General features: G+C 71.3%; 6 protein-coding genes and 1 pseudogene. 3 read left to right on the forward strand and 4 right to left on the reverse strand.

The genetic code is table 11. The features are described 5' to 3' along the window. The 3 genes and pseudogenes from PV363_RS09930 to PV363_RS09940 all read left to right on the forward strand — a co-directional run. Positions 1 to 218 (forward strand): annotated as a pseudogene (locus PV363_RS09930) (hypothetical protein); the annotation flags it as partial. Between the two features lie 10 nt (positions 219 to 228). Continuing rightward, complete coding sequence (locus PV363_RS09935; protein WP_220343504.1) at positions 229 to 801, forward strand: metal-dependent phosphohydrolase; 573 nt, start codon at positions 229 to 231, stop codon at positions 799 to 801. 29 nt (positions 802 to 830) lie between these two features. Continuing rightward, positions 831 to 1,190 (forward strand): hypothetical protein, encoded by a 360-nt coding sequence (locus PV363_RS09940; RefSeq protein ID WP_301022245.1) that lies wholly within the window; start codon positions 831 to 833, stop codon positions 1,188 to 1,190. An 8-nt stretch (positions 1,191 to 1,198) separates the two neighbouring features. On the opposite strand, the gene PV363_RS09945 is transcribed toward PV363_RS09940, so the two are convergent. Genes PV363_RS09945 through PV363_RS09960 form a run of 4 tightly spaced genes read right to left on the reverse strand, consistent with a single transcriptional unit; the run spans position 1,199 to position 5,806 of the window. Beyond that, a complete protein-coding gene (locus tag PV363_RS09945) occupies positions 1,199 to 1,972 on the reverse strand; it encodes an SRPBCC family protein (protein WP_301022246.1) in 774 nt (257 codons plus the stop codon). Continuing rightward, positions 1,972 to 2,826, reverse strand: a complete 855-nt coding sequence (locus PV363_RS09950) for a xanthine dehydrogenase family protein subunit M (protein WP_220343501.1) — start codon at positions 2,824 to 2,826, stop codon at positions 1,972 to 1,974. The genes PV363_RS09945 and PV363_RS09950 overlap by 1 nt, the downstream gene beginning before the upstream one ends. Beyond that, positions 2,823 to 5,300 carry a xanthine dehydrogenase family protein molybdopterin-binding subunit gene (locus tag PV363_RS09955; RefSeq protein WP_220346112.1) on the reverse strand — a complete coding sequence of 826 codons (2,478 nt, stop codon included), beginning with the start codon at positions 5,298 to 5,300 and terminating at the stop codon, positions 2,823 to 2,825. The genes PV363_RS09950 and PV363_RS09955 overlap by 4 nt, the downstream gene beginning before the upstream one ends. Continuing rightward, a complete protein-coding gene (locus PV363_RS09960) occupies positions 5,297 to 5,806 on the reverse strand; it encodes a (2Fe-2S)-binding protein (RefSeq protein ID WP_220343499.1) in 510 nt (169 codons plus the stop codon). Before PV363_RS09960 ends, PV363_RS09955 begins: the two co-directional genes overlap by 4 nt. Positions 5,807 to 6,010 lie beyond the last annotated feature (204 nt).

Raw genomic sequence — 6,010 nt, forward strand, 5'->3', positions numbered from 1 at the left:
CCGGCGACGTCGTGATGGCCGTCGCGGCCGGGACGCTCGACCCCTTGTCCCTCGTCACCCTGGCCGAGGTTGCGGCCGAGCCGGTGCACGCGGCCGGACGGCCGGTGTTCTTCAAGTCCGTCGGCATGGCGTGGGAGGACCTGGTCGTGGCGGCCGCGGCGCTCGACGCGGTGACAGGATTTTCCGCCACGCCTGCGGTCGTCGCGGAGGCCCCGTAGATTGGACCAGGTGCACCCCAGCATCCGGCTCGAGCTGGCGAAGCGCTGGTCGGAGCCTCACCGCGAACACCACGGGGCCGATCACCTGGCAGAGGTGGTCCGCGCCGTGGACCTGCTTGCAGCGCTGGGCCTGACGTTCGACGTGGAGACCGTCCGCACCGCCGCGTGGTTCCACGACGCGATCTACGACGTGCATCGCGCCGACAACGTCGAGCGGTCCGCCGCGCTCGCCCAGCGCTGGCTCGACCCGGGCACCGGGGACCGCGTGGCCGAGATCGTGATGGCCACCCGTGACCACGTCGCACCGCCGGGAGACCTCGAGGCAGCCGTCCTGTGCGACGCCGACCTGAGCGTCCTCGGGTCCGATCCCGAGCGCTACGACCGGTACGCCCGCGCGATCCGCGCCGAGAACCTGCACGTCCCCGACTCGGAGTACCGGCGGCTCCGCTCCCGGGTTCTCGCGCGCTACCAGGCGCGGCCCCACTTCTTCGCGACCCGACCCGCCCGTGCCCTCTGGGAGACGTGCGCGAGGTCCAACATCACGCGCGAGCTGAGGTCGCTCGGTCGTCCGGTCGCGGTCTAGGGTTTGCCCGGCCGCTTAACCTGGACGCCGTGACGGAGTTCCTCCTCGAGGCGCGGGCCCGCGTGCTGCACGACCTCGCCGCCTACCGCATGGCCGACGCCTCGGCGGTCTCCGTCCTGGAGGAGGCGCTCAGCCAGCGTGGCTGGTGGGTCGCCCAGTGGCCGGACGGTGCAGCGTTCCTCGCCGGCCTCATCGCGCAAGACGTCCAGGACGCCCTCTTCGACGCGGGCAGCCGGTGGCCCCGCTGCCGCGCCTGCGGGCCAGGCCCCGAGCACAGCCTCGGGGTCGAGCCGGAGCTCGGCGAGGACCCTCGTTGGGTGTGCACCGAGTCCGGCATCGAGGTCGCACCGGTCGGGGCGCTGCGAGCGCTCGACCAGTCGACCGGCTGAGCGCCGAGTCAGCGCCTGCGGCGCACCAGCCACCAGGCGAGCGCCAGGGCGACCGTGCCGACGACCACCGCCGGCCCGTAGCGACGGGCGAGCACGGGGACCACGGTCGACCCCAGGTCGAGCTCGGCCGCCGACTCGAGAGGATCTCCGTGAGGGCTGCTCGCCGTCCCGGACGAGGCACCACCGGACGAGACGTCTGACGACGGAGTCGCGGCTGGCTCGCGCACCGACGCGGCATGCCGTCCACCCTCGACCACGTCCGCCTCCTCGACCTCGGCCGGCGTCTGGGCGGTCTCCACGCCCTCCAGCCCCGGCCCGCGCTCCGCAGAAGGGGTCGAGCCCGCCGAGAGGCTGTCACTGATGCACCCGACGAACTGCGACAACAGCTTGTCGCTCACGTCCTGGATGACGCCGCGACCGAACTGCGCCGGTTTGCCGGTGATCGCGAGGTCGGTGCGCACCTCGACCCGCGTCCCCCCGCCCTCCTGCACGAGCCGGGCCGTCACCTTCGCCCCCGCCGTACCCTGACCGCGCTTGTCCTTGCCCTTCGCGTCGATCACGACCCGGCGGCCGGCCTCGTCGCGCTCGATGTACGTCCCCGAACCGGCATAGACCAGCGAGATCGGCCCCAGCTTGATCTTGATCGTGCCCGTGAAGTCGTTGTCGTCGACCACCGTGACGACGGCGCCCGGCATGCACGGAGCGATCGACTCGGGGTCGTTGAACGCCGCCCAGGTGGTCTCGATCGGCGCCGGGACGGAGAAGGTGTGGGTGAGCTCCATCAGGCACCAGCTGCCCGCACCACGGCCCGACGGGCCAGGACGCGCGCGAGGTGGCGACGGTAGTCCGCCGTCCCGTTGAGGTCGTCGGGTGGTGTCGTGCCTGCGGCAACGTCGGCGACGGCGCCCTCGACCGCCTCGCCCACGGGGGCGAGCCCGACCAGGTTCTGCTCCACGGCCGCGGGGCGGATCGGCGTCGAACCCATGTTGGTGAGCCCGAGGCGGGCATCGGCGATGACGCCGTCCTCGACACGGACGGTCGCGGCGACGGCCACGATCGACCACTGCTGGGCCACCCGGACGAACTTCTCGTAGGCCGCGGTCCAGCCGGTCCGCTTCGGCACCCGCACGGCGGTGAGGATCTCGTCCTCACCGACCGCGGTGGTGAACAGGTCGACGAAGAAGTCCTCCGCGGCGACCGTACGGACGCCGGCGGGCCCGGCGATCTCGAACGATGCCCCGAGCGCGAGCGCCGGCGCGGGCAGGTCGCCCGCGGGGTCGGCGTGCACCAGGGCGCCCCCGAAGGTGCCACGATGACGCACCTGCGGGTCGGCGACCGTGCCCGCAGCCTCGACCAGCAGCGCCGCGTGCTCACGCACCAGGGCGCTCGTCGCCACCTCGTGGTGCGGTGTGGTCGCCCCGATGACCAGCGCGTCCCCGTCCTCGCGGACGCCGCGCAGCCCTTCGATGCGGCCGAGGTCGACGATGAGCTCGGGCCCGGCGAGGCGGAGCTTGAGGACCGGGATGAGGCTCTGGCCCCCGGCGAGGACCTTGACGTCCTCACCTCCCTCGGCAAGGAGCCTCAGCGCATCCTCGACGGTAGTCGGCGACTCGTACTCGAAAGCTGTCGGAATCACTGCTGCTCCCCCTGGTCCGTACCCGTCTGGACCGCGCCGGTCGACGCGATGTCGCGGTCGGCGACCTCGGGGCTGTTCACCGTCGGTACGGCGGCTTCGGCCCCCCGGCCCTTGTCCGCGCCCTGCAGCGCCGCCCAGACACGGCCGGGCGAGCATGGCATGAGGATGTCATCGACTCCGAGATGTCGCACGGCGTCGATGACCCCGTTGACGATCGCCGGCGTCGAGGCGATGGTCCCCGCCTCACCGACGCCCTTGACCCCCAGGACGTTCGTCGTCGACGCGGTCTCGGTGCGATCGGTGATGAACGACGGCACGTCGGCCGCGCTCGGGACCAGGTAGTCCACGAAGGATCCCGTCACGAGCGTCCCGGACTCGTCGTGGACGGCTTCCTCGAAGAGCGCCTGGGCGATGCCCTGGACGAGCCCACCGTGGATCTGCCCCTCGACGATCAACGGGTTGATCACGGTGCCGACGTCGTCGACGCAGACGTACGAGCGGAGTGTGACCTGCCCGGTCTCGGTGTCGACCTCCATCGCGGCCAGGTGGGTGCCGTGCGGGAACGAGAAGTTCTCCGGGTCGAAGGTCGCGTCGGAGTCCAGGCTGGGCTCCACCCCGTCGGGCAGGTCGTGGGCCGCGAACGTCGCGAGCGCGACGTCACCGAGGGCGACCCCCTGGTCCGTGCCCCGCACCGTGAATCTCCCGTCGGTGAACTCGAGGTCATCGTCGGCGGCCTCGAGCATGTGGGCCGCGATGACCCTGGCCTTCGCGATCACCTTGTCGGCGGCGGCGACCACGGCCATGCCCCCGACGGCGAGCGAGCGGGAGCCGTACGTGTCGAGCCCGCGCTGGGCGATCGCCGTGTCGCCGTGGAGCACCTGGACGTCGTCGAACGGCACGCCGAGCCGGTCGGCGACGATCTGGCTCCACGCCGTCTCGTGGCCCTGGCCGTGCGCGCTGACCCCGGTCACGACCTCCACGTTGCCGGTCGGCAGCATCCGGACCTGCGCGTACTCCCAGCCGCCCGCGCCGTAGTCCAACGACCCGAGGACCCGCGACGGAGCGAGGCCGCACATCTCCGTGAACGTCGAGACACCGATCCCGAGCTGGACCGGGTCACCGTCGTCGCGGCGACGCCTCTGCTCGGCTCGCAGCTCGTCGTACCCGAAGAGCTCGAGCGCCCGCGCGGTCGCCGCCTCGTAGTTGCCGGTGTCGTACTCCAGCCCGCAGACGGTCGTGAACGGGAACTCCTCGTGGGCGATCCAGTTCTTGCGGCGCAGCTCGATCGGGTCCATGTCGAGCTCGGCGGCCAGGTCGTCCATCAGACGCTCGATCGCGAAGGTCGCCTCCGGTCTCCCCGCGCCGCGGTAGGCGTCGGTCCACGCCTTGTTGGTGAAGAGGTTGGTGCACTCGAACCGGTACGACGGGAACTTGTAGATCGCCGGGAACATGAACGCGCCCAGGATCGGGACACCTGAGGTGACGAGACCGAGGTAGGACCCCATGTCGGCGAGGAGCTGGACCTTGAGCCCTGTGACCGTGCCGTCACGGCGAGCGGACAGCGCCAGCCGCTGCACCTGCCCACGTCCGTGGTGGGCGGCCATGAGGGACTCCGAGCGGGTCTCGGTGAACTTGCACGGCTTGCCGGTCCGCCGTGCGGCCAGCATGGTGATGACCTCCTCAGGAGTCACCTGCAGCTTGCCGCCGAACCCGCCGCCCACGTCCGGCGCGATCACCCGAACCTTGGACTCGGGGATGCCCAGCGTGAGGGCGAGCATGAGACGGAGGATGTGCGGCACCTGCGTCGACGACCACATCGTGATCTGGTCCGCGGTCGGGTCGACGACGGTGGAGCGCGGCTCCATGAACGCCGGGATCAGACGCTGCTGGTAGTAGGTCCGCTCGAGGAGGATCTGGTCGTCGGCGCCGGCGGCGGCGAGCGCGTCCTCCACGTCGCCGCCCGTCCCGGCCTCGGCGGAGTCGAAGACCCAGAAGGCCGACCGGTTGGTGCCGAGGTCGGGGTGCGCCAGGACGTCGTCCTTCTCGGCCTCTTCCAGGTCGAGGACCACCGGCAGCTCGTCGTAGTCGACGTCGACCAGGTCGGCGGCGTCCTGGGCCTCGTGCCGCGACCGCGCGACGACGACCGCGACGATCTCGCCGGCGAAGGTCACCCGGTCCACGGCGATGGCGGGGTGCGGCGGCGCAACCTGGTCGGGCGTGATGGGCCACGCGTTGGGCAGGCTGCCCTGGGTCTCGGCCACGTCGGCGCCGGTGAGCACGGTGACGACGCCGGGCGCGGTGACGGCCGCGGACGTGTCGACCCCGGTGATGCGCGCGTGCGCGAACGGGCTGCGTACGGCGGCGAGGTGCAGCATGCCCGGCAGCACCATGTTGTCGGTGTAGCGCGAGCGCCCGGTGATGAGGCGCTGGTCTTCCTTGCGCTTGCGAGGGCTGCCGATCTCCGTGACGGTCATGCCGCACCCGCCTCGGTCGCGTCCGGCGTGCCACCGGCCATCTGCCGCGCGCCGGCCTGCACCGCCTTGACGATGTTCTGGTAGCCCGTGCAGCGGCAGAGGTTGCCCTCGAGGTTCTCCCGCACCGTCGCCTCGTCCGGGTCGGGGTGCTCGGTGACGATGTCGAGGGACTGCATGATCATGCCGGGGGTGCAGAACCCGCACTGCAGCGCGTGCGAGTCGTGGAAGGCCTGCTGCATCGGATGGAGCGCCCCGTCGTCCGAGGCGATCCCCTCGATCGTCGTCACCTCGTGGCCGTCGGCCTGGACGGCGAACATCGTGCACGACTTCACGCTGCGACCGTCGAGGTGGACGGTGCACGCGCCGCAGTTGGTGGTGTCGCAGCCGACGAGCGTCCCGGTCTTGCCGAGCTGGTCGCGAAGGTACTGGACGAGGAGGGTTCGGGGTTCGACGTCGTCGGTGCAGGACACTCCGTCGACGGTGACGGTGATCGGCTTCTTTGCCATGGACTGGACTCCACTCGGTCGGCGGCAGGCTCACCCGTGCTGGTTGAAGCCTTTCCTACACCGGAGTGACGTGGATCACAATGCGATGTCGTGGACTCGCCTCTCGCACCCGGCCACGGGACCTCCTGCGTTTGAGGTGCTCGCACCCCAGAGGTCGCGACCGCACCGCGAATACGAGGTGTGATCCGTACGGACGAGGTGCGA

The sequence above is a fragment of the Mumia sp. genome (assembly GCF_028803055.1).
GTDB lineage: Bacteria > Actinomycetota > Actinomycetes > Propionibacteriales > Nocardioidaceae > Mumia.